General features: G+C 71.5%; 12 protein-coding genes. 7 read left to right on the top strand and 5 right to left on the bottom strand.

The features are described 5' to 3' along the window. Positions 1 to 22: 22 nt before the first annotated feature. The 7 genes from ACZ79I_RS31640 (at position 23) to ACZ79I_RS31610 (ending at position 9,579) form a co-directional block, all read left to right on the top strand. Entirely contained in the window at positions 23 to 1,276 is a 1,254-nt protein-coding gene (locus ACZ79I_RS31640) for a D-arabinono-1,4-lactone oxidase (protein ID WP_471501846.1), read from the top strand. Positions 1,277 to 1,396: 120 nt separating this feature from the next. After that, positions 1,397 to 2,641, top strand: coding sequence for an ROK family transcriptional regulator (locus tag ACZ79I_RS31635; RefSeq protein ID WP_471501844.1), 1,245 nt, complete (start codon positions 1,397 to 1,399; stop codon positions 2,639 to 2,641). A gap of 395 nt (positions 2,642 to 3,036) precedes the next feature. Then, on the top strand, positions 3,037 to 4,299 hold the full coding sequence (locus ACZ79I_RS31630; RefSeq protein WP_471501842.1) for an ABC transporter substrate-binding protein: 1,263 nt from the start codon (positions 3,037 to 3,039) through the stop codon (positions 4,297 to 4,299). 20 nt (positions 4,300 to 4,319) lie between these two features. Further along, positions 4,320 to 5,285, top strand: coding sequence for a carbohydrate ABC transporter permease (locus ACZ79I_RS31625; protein WP_471501840.1), 966 nt, complete (start codon positions 4,320 to 4,322; stop codon positions 5,283 to 5,285). Then, complete coding sequence (locus ACZ79I_RS31620; RefSeq protein ID WP_471501838.1) at positions 5,282 to 6,157, top strand: carbohydrate ABC transporter permease; 876 nt, start codon at positions 5,282 to 5,284, stop codon at positions 6,155 to 6,157. Before ACZ79I_RS31625 ends, ACZ79I_RS31620 begins: the two co-directional genes overlap by 4 nt. Before the next feature lie 12 nt (positions 6,158 to 6,169). Beyond that, on the top strand, positions 6,170 to 9,028 hold the full coding sequence (locus ACZ79I_RS31615; protein WP_471501836.1) for a glycoside hydrolase family 2 TIM barrel-domain containing protein: 2,859 nt from the start codon (positions 6,170 to 6,172) through the stop codon (positions 9,026 to 9,028). A 116-nt stretch (positions 9,029 to 9,144) separates the two neighbouring features. Beyond that, positions 9,145 to 9,579: a VOC family protein gene (locus ACZ79I_RS31610; protein WP_471501834.1), complete on the top strand. Its 435-nt coding sequence runs from the start codon at positions 9,145 to 9,147 to the stop codon at positions 9,577 to 9,579. Between the two features lie 120 nt (positions 9,580 to 9,699). On the opposite strand, the gene ACZ79I_RS31605 is transcribed toward ACZ79I_RS31610, so the two are convergent. The 5 genes from ACZ79I_RS31605 to ACZ79I_RS31585 form a co-directional block, all read right to left on the bottom strand. Then, entirely contained in the window at positions 9,700 to 10,431 is a 732-nt protein-coding gene (locus ACZ79I_RS31605; protein WP_471501832.1) for a hypothetical protein, read from the bottom strand. A gap of 82 nt (positions 10,432 to 10,513) precedes the next feature. After that, the gene (locus tag ACZ79I_RS31600) at positions 10,514 to 11,254 is read right to left on the bottom strand and encodes an SDR family NAD(P)-dependent oxidoreductase (RefSeq protein WP_471501830.1); all 741 of its coding nucleotides are present in this window, start codon (positions 11,252 to 11,254) and stop codon (positions 10,514 to 10,516) included. Positions 11,255 to 11,411: 157 nt separating this feature from the next. After that, positions 11,412 to 12,110 (bottom strand): LutC/YkgG family protein, encoded by a 699-nt coding sequence (locus ACZ79I_RS31595; protein WP_471501828.1) that lies wholly within the window; start codon positions 12,108 to 12,110, stop codon positions 11,412 to 11,414. Then, positions 12,107 to 13,552, bottom strand: coding sequence for a lactate utilization protein B (locus tag ACZ79I_RS31590; protein ID WP_471501826.1), 1,446 nt, complete (start codon positions 13,550 to 13,552; stop codon positions 12,107 to 12,109). Before ACZ79I_RS31590 ends, ACZ79I_RS31595 begins: the two co-directional genes overlap by 4 nt. Then, on the bottom strand, positions 13,549 to 14,319 hold the full coding sequence (locus ACZ79I_RS31585; protein WP_471501824.1) for a (Fe-S)-binding protein: 771 nt from the start codon (positions 14,317 to 14,319) through the stop codon (positions 13,549 to 13,551). The genes ACZ79I_RS31590 and ACZ79I_RS31585 overlap by 4 nt, the downstream gene beginning before the upstream one ends. Between the last annotated feature and the right edge of the window lie 19 nt (positions 14,320 to 14,338).

The raw sequence follows: 14,338 nt of genomic DNA, 5'->3' as shown, positions 1-14,338 counted from the left end.
GCCACGGGGAGGGACGACAGCGATGACGGACTCGGTCACCAACTGGGCGGGCAACATCACCTACACCGCCGGGGAACTGCACCGCCCCCGCTCGCTCGACGCGCTCCGCTCGCTCGTCGCGGGCAGCGCGGCCGTGCGGGTGCTCGGCAGCGGGCACTCGTTCAACGGGATCGCCGATCCCGGCCCCGAGGGCGTCCTGCTCTCGCTGTCCGCGCTGCCGGCCGAGGTGGACGTCGACACCGCGGCCCGCACGGTACGGGTCGGCGGCGGCGTCCGGTACGCCGAACTCGCCCGCGTGGTGCACGAGCACGGCCTCGCCCTGCACAACATGGCCTCACTGCCGCACATCTCGGTGGCGGGTTCGGTGGCCACGGGCACGCACGGCTCGGGCCTCGCCAACGGCTCGCTGGCCTCGGCCGTGCGCGAGGTGGAGCTGGTGACGGCGGACGGCTCGGCGCTGCGGATCGCCCGCGGCGAGGACCGCTTCGACGGCGCGGTCACCGCGCTCGGCGCGCTCGGCGTGGTCACCGCGCTCACCCTCGACCTGGAGCCCGGCTTCACGGTCGAGCAGCATGTGTTCACCGAACTGCCCCTGGAAGGGCTTGACTTCGAGACGGTCGCGGCGACGGCGTACAGCGTGAGCCTGTTCACCGACTGGCGCGCGCCGGGCTTCCGGCAGGTCTGGCTGAAACGGCGCACCGACCAGCCGCTGCCGGACTTCCCGTGGGCCGCGCCCGCCACCGAGGCGCTGCACCCGGTCCCGGGCATGCCCGCGGCCAACTGCACCCGGCAGTTCGGTGTCCCGGGGCCCTGGCACCGGCGGCTCCCGCACTTCCGGGCGGAGTTCACGCCGAGCAGCGGGGCCGAGCTGCAGTCGGAGTATCTGCTGCCGCGGCCCTTCGCCCTCGACGCGCTGCGCGCCCTCGACGCGATCCGCGTGACGGTGGCGCCCGTGCTGCAGACCTGCGAGGTGCGGACGGTCGCCGCCGACGCGCAGTGGCTGAGCCCGGCGTACGGCAGGGACACGGTGGCGGTGCACTTCACCTGGGTCCCGGACACGGCGGCCGTGCTGCCCGTGGTGCGGCGGGTCGAGGAGGCCCTCGACGGCTTCGGGGCCCGGCCGCACTGGGGCAAGGTGTTCACGGTGCCGGCCCGGACGCTGCGCGAGCGCTACCCCCGGCTCGGCGACTTCGCGGCGCTGGCGCGGGAACTGGATCCGACGGGGACGTTCAGGAACGCCTTCGTACGCGGGATCGTGGAGCCCTGGCTTCGGTGAACCCGTACTTCGTAAACCCCCTTTCCTAACCCCTTGTAGAAGCTCCCTGCCCGGCATAGGCTCACGCCGCGCGGAGGCACGGGGCCTCGCCATGCCTGGAGGGATCGAAGGACCGTGCCGGTGAAGCGCACCTCACGCGACATTCGGACCGCGAACCGCTACGGGGTGCTGCGCCAGATCATCGCCCGCTCGCCCACGTCCCGGCAGGAGCTGGCGGCCGCGACCGGGCTGAGCCTGGCCACGGTCGCCACGCTCGTCGGGGAACTGCTCGACCTCGGCATGCTGACCGAGGTCGGCTTCGAGGACTCCGCGGGCGGCCGCCCGCGCGGACTGGTCGCCGTCAACGCGCCGGGCGGCGCGCTGATCGGCGTGGACATCGCGGAGACGTACGTGCGCGTCGAGCTGTTCGACCTGGCGCTGACCGTGCTCGCCCGCGCCGACGAGGACATGCGCCCCGCCGAGAACCGCCCCGAGCAGGTCGTCGCGCATGTCGCCGCCGCCGTCGGCTCGGTGGTCACCCAGGCCGGCGTGGAGGGCGCCCGCGTCCTGGGCGTCGGCGTCAGCGTGCCCGGCCAGGTCGACCGCGCCCGGGGGATCAGCGAGTACGCCCCGAACTGGGACTGGCACGACGTGCCGCTGCTCGACCTGCTCGCCGAGCACATCGCCTACCCGCTGTACCTGGACAACCCGCTGCGCGCCTGCGCGGTCGCCGAGCTGTGGTTCGGCGCGGCCCGCGGACGGGAGGACGCGGTGGTCGTCAATCTGGGCACGGGGGTCGGCGCCGGCCTGGCGCTGGGCGGCGGGCTGCACCGCGGAGTCAGCAACAGCGCCGGCGAATGGGGCCACACCACACTGGTGCTGGACGGACGGCTGTGCCACTGCGGCAACCACGGCTGCGTGGAGACGTACGTCGGGGCGCCCGGCATCATGCAGAACCTGCGCGAGCTGAGCCCGCGCAGCGCCCTGCTGCACCCCGAGGACCAGACCGCCACGATCGACGCGCTGGCACGCGGCGTCGCCGCGCAGGACCCCGTCGCACTGAAGGTCGTCCGGGACACCGCCCGCTATCTCGGGGCCGGGATCGCCGACCTGGTCAACCTGCTCAACCCCGAAGTGGTCGTGCTCAGCAGCTGGGTCGCGGCGGCGCTCGGCGAACCGCTGCTGACCGAGGTGCGCGAGGCCGTGGGCCGGCATGCGCTGCGGCGGCCGTTCGCCGCCACCGAGATCGTCCTGTCCCCCATCCCCACCGACCCGGTGTGCCTCGGAGCCGCGACCTTCGCCCTGGAGGGCGCGCTCCAGCAGGTCGGCCAGAGGCCCGCCGCCCGCACCGCCCCCGCGAGGAGCCGTACCGCGCCGCCTTCATGACGGCGGAAGGGAGGCACCGCCGGCACGCGCCGGCGGCACCCTGAAGAACGCGAACGGCCGTCTGCCGGCCGGGCGGTGGCTGCTCGACGCCAACGGGCAGATCGTCGACGACCAGGTCCGGACGAGGTCCTGACCCACCCTCACACGGGGCGCGCGTGCGGTATCCCGCACGCCGTACAACGTTTCGCACCGGCTTCGTCCAACCCCTTGCCGAAGGCTTAGCCGAAGGTTAACGTCCCGCACCGCAACCGCTTTCCGGCCATCCCGTGCCCTCCGCACGCCCTTTCGCCCGCCATTCCCGTGCCAACCCGCGCCGAACACGCAAGAGCCGCAAGAGCCGCAAGAGCCGCACCCGCACCCGCACCCGCACCCGCACTCGAGACAAGGACGTCAGCATGTCGGCAATGAGCAGTAGCTGGGACCGCCGTTCGATACTCCGGGCCGCAGCGGGCCTGACCGCCGCGGGCGCGCTGTCCGCGTGCGGCGGCAACAACGGCCGCGCCGGCGGGGGCGGTTCCGGCAAGAACCTCGTCCAGTACTTCCACGCCTACGGGGAGGCGGGCACCGAGCAGGCCATCAGGCGCTATGCGAAGGCGTACGAGGGCGCCGGCGTGACCACCCAGTGGATCACCGGCGCCGACTTCGAGAGCAAGCTGTTCGCGACGCTGCTCACCAAGAACGCGCCCGACGTCTTCGAGTTCCACCCGCAGATCCAGCTCGTCAAGAGCGGCCAGGTGGCGGACCTGACCGACATCATCGAGCCGGTCAAGGACGACTTCAACCCGGCCGACATCCAGTCGCACACGGTCGACGGGAAGATCTACGGCGTCCGGATGATCGACGACCCGCAGTTCTTCTTCTACCGCAAGTCGCTGCTGGAGAAGGCGAACGTCCAGCCGCCCACCACCCTCGACGAGCTGATCGAGGCCGCCGCCAAGCTCACCACGGGCAAGGTCAAGGGCCTGTTCCTCGGCAACGACCTGCACGCGGTGATCAACCCGATGATCTGGTCGGCCGGCGCCGACACCCTCACCGACAGGAACGAGATCGCCTACCACACGGACGGCGTGGTCACGGGCCTGAAGAAGATGCGCACGCTGTTCGCCAGCGGCCATCTGCTCCTCGACGCCCCGGCCGACTTCTGGGACCCCTCGGCGCTCAACCAGGGCCTGTGCGCCATCCAGTTCTGCGGTATGTGGGCGATGCCGCAGTTCCAGCAGACCCTCGGCGACGACCTCGGGATCATGCCTTTCCCGAAGGTCACGGACGCCGGCAAGCCGTCGGTCTACAACGGCGGCTGGTCGATGTTCGTCAACGCCAAGGGCCAGAACGTCGACGTGGCCAAGGAGTACGTGAAGTGGCTGTGGATCGACCAGAAGAAGTACCAGGAGGACTGGGCCACGTCCTACGGCTTCCACATCCCGCCGCGCACCTCCATCGCCCAGGCGGCCACCAAGCTGAAGACGGGACTGCCCGCCGAGGGCGTCAAACTGTTCAACCAGTACGGCCACTTCGACAACATCGGCTGGACCCAGGCGATGATCACCGCACTCGAGGACGTCTTCGCCGACTGCGTCCGCAAGGGCGGTGATCCTCAGGCCGCTCTCGACAAGGCCGACACGAAGGTCGACCGCGAGCTGAAGAAGCTGTTCGGATAGGCCGCCGGACGGACACCGACATGTCGACGACCACCACGCGCGATCTCGCGCACCCCGCCCCCGTGAAGGTCTCCAGGGCCACGCCGTGGCGGGGTCTGCGAGGAAGCAGGACCTTCAACTTCTGGCTGTTCACCGGGCCGTTCCTGATCGGCCTGGCGATCTTCGTCTACATCCCGATCGGCTGGAGCCTGTGGCTCAGCTTCTTCGAGGCCCGCTTCACCGTCACCCCCCACACGTTCATCGGCTTCGACAACTACCGGTACATGCTGGAGAACGGCGAGTTCGTGGGCGCGCTCGGCACCTTCACGGTCTTCGCCGCGTTCATCGTGCCCACCACGTGGGCGCTGTCGCTGAGCCTCGCCCTGATGGTCAACCGGCTGCGCTTCATGCGGGCGTTCTTCCGGTCCGTCTTCTTCCTGCCGACCGCCTGCAGCTACGTCGCCGCCGCTCTCATCTGGAAGATGTCCCTCTTCAGCGGCGTCCGCTTCGGGCTGGCCAACACCGTGCTCGGCTGGTTCGGCGTGGACAACATCGCCTGGCTCGCCAACCCCGACCCGCCGTGGTACTGGCTGGTCATCGTCACGGCACGCCTGTGGCTGCAGTCCGGCTTCTACATGATCCTCTTCCTGGCGGCCCTGCAGAACATCCCCGACGAGCTGTACGAGGCCGCCGCGATCGACGGCGCCAGGCCCGGCTGGCAGACCTTCCGGCACATCACCCTGCCCCAGTTGCGCGCCACGTCCACCGCGGTGGTCCTGCTGCTGCTGATCGCCGCCTACCAGGCGTTCGACGAGTTCTTCAACCTGCTGTCGAAGACGACATGGGGCCGTCCGCCCCTCGTCGAGCTGTACTACACGGCCCTCGGCGAGAACCAGGACTACGGCGCCGGCAGCGCGGGGGCGGTCATCCTCACCCTGCTGATCTGCGCGGTCACCCTGACGCAGGGCAGGATCATGGGCTTCGGAAGGGGGGACGAGTCCAAGTGACCACTACCACCACTTCCCGGGCCCGGCCGCCGCGGCGGGTGCGGCGGGGCGGCGTCATCGGTAACGGCGGCCTGTACCTCGCCACCGGGGTCGCGGCCCTCCTCTTCCTGATTCCGTTCTATCTCCTCGTCCGCAACGCCCTGTCCACGGACGCCGACATCACCGGCGAGAACTGGCGGCTCTTCCCCACCGACATCCAGTGGGGCAACATCACCGAGCCGTTCCACGACACGACCGTCGACTTCGGCCGCTCGATGCTGAACTCCGTCGTCGTGGCCGTGCTGCACACCACCGGCATCCTGCTGGTGTGCTCCCTGGCGGGCTACGGCCTCGCCCGTATCCCCTACCGGCACGCCGACAAGGTCTTCTACGCCGTGCTGGGGACCTTGATGGTCCCGACCGCCGTCACCTTCGTCCCCACCTTCGTGCTGGTCTCCTCGCTCGGCTGGGTGGACAGCTACCGGGGCCTCATCGTGCCCGGGCTCTTCAGCGGTTTCACCTGCTTCCTCTTCCGGCAGTACTTCCTGGGATTCCCCAGGGAACTGGAGGAGGCGGCACGCGTGGACGGACTCGGCTACTGGGGTGCGTACTGGCGCGTCGTGGTCCCCAACTCGCTGAACTTCTTCGCCGCGATCGCGACGATCACCTTCATCAACGGCTGGAACGCCTTCCTGTGGCCGCTGGTCATCGGCCAGGACCCGAGTGCCTGGACCGTGCAGGTGGCGCTGTCCTCGTACATGACCAACCAGACCGTCAACTTCCATCTGATCTTCATGGCCACGGCCATTTCCATCCTGCCCCTGTTGTTCGTGTTCCTCTTCCTCCAGCGCTGGCTGGTGCAGGGGATCGCACAGACCGGAATCAAGGGCTGAGCTAGGAGACCGATGTCTTTCCGCACCTCTACGGCCATCGACTACGTCGAGGACGTCTCGCCGGGCAGCGGGGCACTGCCGCCGCGCGCCCGGTACGCGTCCTCGGACGCCCTGTCCCTTTCCCTGAACGGCAGCTGGCGCCTGCGGCTGTCGGCGACCGCCGACGCCGAGGACGACTCGTTCGCCGAGCCCGGATACGACGCGGCGGACTGGGCGGAGATCTCCGTCCCCGGCCACTGGGTCCTCCAGGGCCACGGCTCCCCCGTCTACACCAACCACCTCTACCCGTTCCCGGTCGACCCGCCCCGGGTACCGACCGAGAACCCGACCGGCGACCATCTGCGGACCTTCGACCTGCCGTCCGGCTGGCCGTCGGACGGCGGGGCGGTGCTGCGCTTCGACGGCGTGGAGTCCTGCGCCCGCGTCTGGCTCAACGGCACCTGCCTGGGCGAGTTCAAGGGCTCGCGGCTGCCGCACGAGTTCGCCGTCGGCCATCTGCTCCGGCCGGCCGGCAACGTGCTCGCCGTCCGGGTCCACCAGTGGTCCGCCGGCTCGTACCTGGAGGACCAGGACCAGTGGTGGCTGCCCGGCATCTTCCGGGACGTCACGCTGCTGCACCGCCCCGCGGACGGCGTCCTCGACTTCTTCGTGCACGCCTCCTACGACCATGTCACCGGCGAGGGCACGCTCAGGGTCGACTCGGACGTGGAGGGGCGGGTCACCGTGCCCGCCCTCGACATCGATGTCTCCACCGGCGAGTCCGCGACGGTCACCGTCGAACCGTGGACCGCGGAGACGCCGAGGCTGTACGACGGCGTGCTCGCCACGGAGGGCGAGCGGGTGCCGCTGCGGATCGGCTTCCGCACGGTCGCCCTGGAGGACGGCCTGATCAAGGTCAACGGACGGCCGGTCCTGTTCAAGGGCGTCAACCGGCACGAGTGGCACCCGGAGCGGGGCCGCGCCCTCGACCTGGAGACCATGCGTGAGGACGTGCTGCTCATGAAGCGGCACAACATCAACGCCGTGCGCACCTCGCACTACCCGCCCCACCCGGCCTTCCTCGACCTGTGCGACGAGTTGGGCCTGTGGGTCGTCGACGAGTGCGACCTGGAGACCCACGGCTTCGTCGAGCAGGACTGGCGCGACAACCCGGTCGACGACGACCGCTGGACCCCGGCGCTCCTCGACCGCGCCGCCCGCATGGTGGAGCGCGACAAGAACCACCCGTCGGTCGTCGTCTGGTCCCTGGGCAACGAGGCCGGCACGGGCCGCGGCCTGACGGCGATGGCCGGGTGGATCCACGGCCGGGATCCCTCCCGGCTCGTGCACTACGAGGGCGACCCCACCTGCCGTGACACGGACATGTACTCGCGCATGTACGCCTTCCACGAGGAGGTCGAGCGGATCGGCCGGGGCCTGGACGGAGGCACCCGCAGGCGCCGCGGGCTCCCCCTCGTCCTGTGCGAGTACGGGCACGCCATGGGCAACGGCCCCGGGGGCATCGCCGACTACCAGCGGCTCTTCGAGACGTACGACCGGCTCCAGGGCGGCTTCGTCTGGGAGTGGATCGACCACGGCATCAGGGACGAGCGGTACGGCTTCGCCTACGGCGGCGACTTCGGCGAGGAGCTGCACGACGGGAACTTCGTCTGCGACGGGCTGCTCTTCCCGGACCGCAGGCCGTCTCCGGGCCTGGTCGAATACAAGAAGGTGATCGAGCCCGTCCGCATCGACGGCGACGGCGGCGGCACCGTGCGGATCCGCAACGCCTACGACTTCGCGGACCTGTCGGCCCTGGCCTTCACCTGGTCCTACCAGGTCGACGGCGAGACGGTGACGTCCGGGACGCTGCCGGTGCCGGCCATGGCTCCCGGGGAGTCGGCGGACGTGAAGCTGCCGGAGCCGCCCGACGGCGCGGACGGTGAGACGCGGTGCACGGTACGGGCGCTGCTGGCGGCGGACACCGCGTGGGGACCGAAGGACCACCAGGTGGCGTGGGGTCAGTTCGCCGTCACGGGACGGGCACCGGTCCGGGCGGCCACCGGTGCGGCCCCCGTGCTCGCGGACGGCCGGATCGCGCTGGGCCCGGCGTCCTTCGACGCCCGCACGGGCGCGCTGCGCACCGTGGGCCGCGTGGAGGTGACCGGCCTGCGCCTGGACGTGTGGCGGGCGCCCACCGACAACGACGACGGGGCGGCGTGGCAGCCGGATCCGCGCTACGGCCCGCTGTGGCGCACGCTGGGCCTGCACCGCATGCGCCACCGCCTGGACGCCGTGGAGGTGGGCGACGACGTGCTGACCGTACGGACGCGGGTGGCGCCGGCCGCCCGGGAGGCGGGCCTGACGGCGGTGTACCGCTGGACGTCCGACGGCGACCGGCTGCGGCTGACCGTGTCCGTGCGGCCGGAGGGCGACTGGACGGTGCCGCTGCCGCGGCTGGGCATCCGGTTCGGACTGCCCGGTCCGGTGGACCGCGTGCGGTGGTTCGGCGGCGGCCCCGGCGAGGCGTACCCGGACACGAAGTCGGCGTCGGAGCTCGGCCGTTGGGAGGCCACGGTGGACGAGTTGCAGACGCCGTACGTCCGCCCGCAGGAGAACGGCGCCCGTGCCGACGTCCGCTGGGCGGAGATCGGCGGCCTGAGGATCGAGGGCGACCCGGAGTTCTGGCTCACGGCGCGGCGCTGGACCACCGAGCAGCTGGACGCCGCCCGGCACCTCACCGACCTCACGCCGGGCGACACGGTGTGGGTCAACCTCGACCACGGCCAGCACGGCATCGGTTCCCAGTCGTGCGGTCCGGGCCCGCTGCCGCGGTACGTCCTGCGGGCGGAGCCCGCGGAGTTCTCCTTCGTGTTCTCGGAGACCGGCTGACCGAACGGCCTCTCCCCGTCCGTACGTTGCCGGAACGGCGCAGGGGCCGTCCTCCCGGCAACGTGCGGATCCACACCGGGAGACGACCACGGGAGTCGCCCTGCTATGGTGCGCCGATGTCATCGATCAGGCAGGTCCAAGTCACCTTCGACTGCGCAGAACCGGAGCGCGTCGCCCGCTTCTGGTGCGAGGTGCTGGGGTACGTCGTACCGCCGCCACCGGAGGGGTTTGCCACCTGGGACGATTTCGATCGCTCTCTGCCGCCTGAGCAGCAGGGTTCGGCGTTCGCCTGCGGTGACCCCTCAGGCGTGGGCCCGCGGCTGTACTTCCAGCGCGTCCCCGAGGGCAAGGTCGTCAAGAATCGCGTGCATCTCGACGTGCGAGTCGGCACCGGGCTCGTGGGTGAGGAGCGCCTCGCCACGCTCGAGGCCGAGTGCGCACGACTGGTCGCACTCGGCGCGACACGCGTGCAACTGCTGGTTGCCGATGGGTACAACGAGTCGTGCATCGTGATGCAGGACATCGAGGGCAACGAGTTCTGTCTCGACTGAGTGTGCGACGTCCGGGGGGAGGACGCCTCACGGGTACGGACCGGCGGCGGAGCGCGGGCGATGGCCTCCGTGCGTGATCGGGCCATCGCCGCGCTCCGCCTGGCGGCCGAAGGCTTCCCTTCAGCACATGCCTTCCACCGACGCAGCCTCGGGCGGGGCGTAGTGGCTCAGGTAGTCCCGCAGCTCGGGTTCCAGCCCGGACGGGTCGTCGTCCTGGGTCGCGTACCAGAGCCGGTTCTCCACCCAGAAACGGTAGGCGAACTCCTCGAACGTCGGCGCGCACCAGCCGATCGCGCGCCGGTGCGCCTCACGGTGGCTCGCCTCGCCGCCGCTCCCCTCCTCCCCGTCCTCCTCCCGGTCGGCGTACTCCTCGTAATCGACGGCGGAGAACACCACGAACGCCTCGCCCGAGGGCCGGAGGTACAGGTACCAGAACACGCAGTCCTGCTGGTCGCGCAGGAAGCGGACGAGGTAGGCACCGTCCTCCACCGGGCTCGGCAGCGGTTCGGAGACGTCACTCCAACACGCGGTCACCGAGACCCTGTCCAGGCGGTCGTGCAGGTTCGCCGCCGTCTGGAAGGCCACGAAGTCGCCGGGCAGTGCGGCGCCGAGGGCGGACAGGCTCTCGGCCAGGCGGCCGAGCCGGGCGGCCTGCTCCGGTTCGAGGCTGCCGATGCCCCCGAGCCAGTCGAAGGAGCCCGTGAACCTGCCGGGGTCCAGCGGCGGGAGGCTCTCGTGGGGGTAGACCTCGTAGGTGCCGCTGCACGGACGGAACCTGCCGAGGTCGCTGGCGCACCACGCGGCCTGGAAACCGGTCGGCGACACGGTGAGCCGCAGTTCGTCTTGGGACACGGGAGCCTCCTGGGGCCTTGCTCGGAACCGGTGTCAGCATGGCACCCGCCACTGACAGCGCCCCGGGCTCACCGTCGCGGGCTCAGGCGGTGAAGCCGCCGTCCACGTGGATCGAGGCTCCGGTGATGTACTCGCCGTCCACACTCGCCAGGTGGGCGACGGTGGCCGCGATCTCGGCCGCTTCCGCGTAACGGCCCACAGCGGTGAAGCCGGCGATCGTCTGGGCGTTCGGGCCGTCCGCCGGGTTGGCGTCCGTGTCGGTGGGGCCGGGGTGGACCACGTTGACCGTGATGCCGCGCGGGCCGAGTTCTCGGGCCAGCCCCTTGGCCATGCCGACGAGGGCCGTCTTGCTCATCGAGTACAGCGCCAGGCCCGGGAAGGGCGCGCGTTCGGCGACGTTGCTGCCGATGCTGATGATGCGTCCGCCGTCGCCCATGTGACGCGCCGCGGCCTGTGACGCCACGAACGGTGCCCGGACGTTCACGGCCAGGGTGCGGTCGATCTCCGCCGGCCCCAGGTCGTCGAGCGGGCCGACGAGAAAGACGCCGGCGTTGTTGACCAGGACGTCCAGCCTGCCGAATGCCGCGGCGGCCTCGTCCACCGCGGCGGTCAGTGCCCGGGGGACCGCGCTGTCGGCCTGGATGGCCAGACCCCGACGCCCCCGGGCCTTGACCTGCTCCACGACCTCGGCAGCGCGCTCCGAGCCGTTCTCATAGGTGACGACGACGTCGGCACCTTCCTCCGCCAGCCGGAGAGCCGTGGCGGCGCCGATGCCCCGGCTTCCGCCCGTGATCAAGGCGACGTTTCCTTCGAGTCGGTTCATGCCGTAGAGCATCGCGGGCCCCGCCAGCGGAAGCTGGCGGGAACCCGACCTGGCGTTCGGCGGCATCGCTCGGCACCGAACGACATGGGGTGTCTGACACCTCCAGCGCCGGTCGGTGACACCGGCCCAGGTCTCGGGGCGACCGTCGCCCCGCCGGTCAGCACTCCGGCCCGGCCTCCCGTGGGGTCTCCAGCGGGGGCTCGACGACGATCACGACCTCCAGGGTGCGGGGGCCGTGCACGCCCTCGACCCGGTTCAGTTCGATGTCGCTGGTCGCCGAGGGGCCGGAGACGAACGTCAGCGGCCGGGCGGGATCCAGCCGGGCGAGCGCCTCCGGGACGGAGGCGACGGTCCGGTCGGCCCGCACCACGCACACATGGTGGTCGGGCACGAGCGTGAGCACGCGGCGGCCCTGGCCGGGGCCCCCGTCGAGCACCAGTGTGCCGGTCCCGGCGACGGCGACCGCGGCCGTGGTGAGGACGGCACCGGCCGCGTCGAGCGCGCCGACGGTGAGGGGCGGTTCGTCGGCCAGCACCCGTCCGGGTGGGAGCGCGGACCGCCAGGCCGGCGGGAATCCCGGCGCCACCACCACGCTCACGGCCGCCGACAGAAGGTGCGCCACGGTGCCGGCCACGGTGTCCTCGGTCGCGACGCGGACCGCGGCCCCGTAGTCGGTGAGCCGATCGGAGAGCAGGGCGACGGCCGCCGCCGAGCCCGCGGCCGGGATCCCGCCCCGCGCGTAGTCGCGGGGGACGGCCACGTCCGGGGGCGACTCGTCCTGCGGTACGTCGGCCAGGGCGCGCCGGATCCGGCCGAGGATCTCCTCGCGTGCGCCGGGCGTTGTCGTGGGGGTCATCGGCGGGTCCTCCTCCACCAGGCACGGAAGCTCTCGGACGCCGGGACCGGCAGGTCGCGGGCATCGCTCCAGCCGGACAGCGGCCCGGGCAGCCGCCGGATGCGGCCGCGCCGCCCGAGCAGCCGTCCGGCCAGTGCGCCGGCCCGCTGCGCGGCGGCCAGCCGGGGCGCGCGGGCCAGGGTCCACCGGGCCGTCCTCATCACCAGTTGCTCGGGGGTGGGCACGGGGCGCCGGCGGGCCCCGTCCACGACCCCGGCCCGCAGATGGACCAGCACCTCCGGAATGTTGATCTTGACCGGGCAGACCTCGTAGCACGCCCCGCACAGCGTCGACGCGTACGGCAGCGAGCGCTCCACGGGCGTGGCCAGGCCGCGGAGTTGAGGCGTGAGGATGGCGCCGATCGGCCCGGGGTAGACCGAGCCGTACGCATGTCCGCCGACCCGCTCGTACACCGGGCACACGTTCAGGCAGGCGGAGCAGCGGATGCAGTTCAGTGCCTGCCGGCCGATGGGGTCGGCGAGCGTGTCCGTGCGGCCGTTGTCGATGAGGACGAGGTGGAAGACGCGCGGCCCGTCGCCGTCCGTCGTGCCGGTCCAGGTCGTGGTGTACGGGTTCATCCGCTCGCCGGTCGAGGAGCGGGGCAGCAGTTGCAGGAAGACCTCCAGGTCCTGCCAGGCCGGCACGACCTTCTCGATGCCGACGACCGAGATCAGGGTGTCCGGGAGCGTGAGGCACATGCGCCCGTTGCCCTCCGACTCGACGACCACGGCGGTCCCGGTCTCGGCCACCAGGAAGTTGGCCCCCGAGATGCCCACCTTCGCCCGCAGGAACTTGGCGCGCAGGTGGGTGCGGGCGGCCTCGGCCAGTTCACGGGGGTCGTCGCCGAGGTCCGGCGGGGCGGGCGTGCCCCGTTCACCCATCTCGCGCAGGAAGATCTCCCTGATCTGGGCGCGGTTGCGGTGGATGGCGGGGACGAGGATGTGCGAGGGGTGGTCGTCTCCCAACTGGACGATGAGTTCGGCCAGATCGGTCTCGTACGCGGCGATGCCCGCCTGTGCCAGCGCCTCGTTGAGGCCGGTCTCCTGGGTGACCATGGATTTGACCTTGACCACCTCGCGTTCGCCCGTGGCCTCGACGAGCCCGACCACGATCCGGTTGGCCTCGGCGGCGTCCCGGGCCCAGTGGACCCGGCCGCCGGCGGCGGTCACCCGCTCCTCCAACTGGACCAGGTGGCGGTCGAGATGGCGCAGGGTGCGCTCCTTGAGGGCGCGCCCGGCCTCGCGGAGCTGTTCCCAGTCGTCGAGTTCGCCGACCACCTCGGCCCGCTTGCGGCGGATGGTGCCGGTGGCGTACGCCAGGTTGCGGCGCAACTGCGTGTCCGCGAGTGCCTGCCGGGCCGCTCGCGGGAAGGAGGGCATGCCCAGGTCGACGGTGCCGCTCATGGGGCCACCGTCCCGGGGAGGGAGCCGAGGGATGCGGGCTCGTCCTCGGTGGCCGCGAGGATCTCGGCCAGGTGCAGGGTGCGGACACCGCTGTTGAGCCGGGAGAGCATGCCGCCGATGTGCATCAGGCAGGAGTTGTCGCTCGCGCACAGCACCTCGGCGCCGGTGGCCAGCACGTGCCGCGCCTTGTCCGCGCACATGGCCACGGACGTGTCGGAGTTCTTCAGTGCGAAGGTGCCGCCGAAGCCGCAGCACTGCTCGGCCGCGGGCAGCTCGACGAGGTCGATGCCGCGCACGGCCCGCAGCAGGTCGAGCGGCTTGTCCCGGACGCCGAGCATGCGCAGCGAGTGGCAGGTCGGGTGGTAGGTGACCCGGTGGGGGAAGTAGGCGCCCACGTCGATGACCTGGAGGTATTCGACGAGGAACTCGGAGAGTTCATACACGCGCGGGGTGGCCGCCACCGCGGCGGCGAGGGGGATGTCCCCCGCCGCCTCGGCGACCCGCCCGTGGTACTCGCGCACCATGGCGGCGCACGATCCGGAGGGTGTCACGACCGCGTCGTAGCCGGCGAAGGCCTCGGTGAAGCCGCGCACGAGCGGCACGCACTCCCGCTGGTAGCCGGTGTTGAAGTGCATCTGGCCGCAGCAGGTCTGTTCCTGGGGGAAGTCGACCGTGCAGCCCAGCCGTTCGAGCAGCCGGACCACGGCCCGGCCGGTGTCGGGGAAGAGGGTGTCGTTGAAGCAGGTGATGAACAGCGCGACGCGCATCGTTGCCGTCTTTCGTCAG

The organism is Streptomyces sp. PSU-S4-23 (assembly GCF_055632315.1).
The sequence above is the reverse complement of the archived record's forward strand: the minus strand, read 5'-3'. Positions and strand labels throughout refer to the sequence as shown.